Raw genomic sequence first — 611 nt, 5'->3', positions numbered from 1 at the left:
AACCCGACCGCGACGATCTGCGCGCTGGCGAAGCGGACGGCGACCTACATCAGCAGCAACGCGCGCAAGCTGGAGGTGGCCTCGTGACCGAGCAGCCGGCGACCGGGGAGATGTTCGTCGAGGGCCGGGATCTGTCGGACCCGCAGCCGGTCGACGTGACCATCGGCGCGCCGCCGGCGCGCCCCCCGGCCCTCGACGAGGCCCAGCGGGGGCGGCTGGCGGAGCTGGCCGACTGCCTGATCCCGGGCGGGGAGGGGCTGCCGGCGGCCAGCGCGGTGGACGTGCACGGCGCGTGGATCGACCGGGTGCTGGCCGTCCGGCCGGACCTGGGCCCGGTGCTGGCGGCGGTGCTGGCCGCCGACGGGTCCGGGCAGGAGCTGCTCGACCGGGTCCGGGTCGAGGACCCCGAGCGGTTCGGGCACTTCGCCTACGCGATCGCCGGCGCCTATCTCATCAACCCGCGGATCCGCCGGCTGCTGGGCTATCCGGCCGCCGCCCCGGCCCGCAACCCGGCCATGGAAGGGGAGGCCGAGGCCTACCTCGAGGACGGCATCCTCGACGTCGTCATCGCCCGTGGCCCCGTCTACCGCCCCACGCCCACCGGCGCCTGA

The 611-nt window shown here is 75.9% G+C and carries 1 protein-coding gene; it reads left to right on the top strand.

What is annotated here, in order from left to right; genetic code table 11:
• The first annotated feature begins 83 nt into the window (after nt 1-83).
• Nucleotides 84-611, top strand: coding sequence for a hypothetical protein (locus ACI782_RS26015; RefSeq protein WP_456913009.1), 528 nt, complete (start codon nt 84-86; stop codon nt 609-611).

Source organism: Geodermatophilus sp. SYSU D00703 (genome assembly GCF_054050155.1).
The sequence above is the reverse complement of the archived record's forward strand: the minus strand, read 5'-3'. Positions and strand labels throughout refer to the sequence as shown.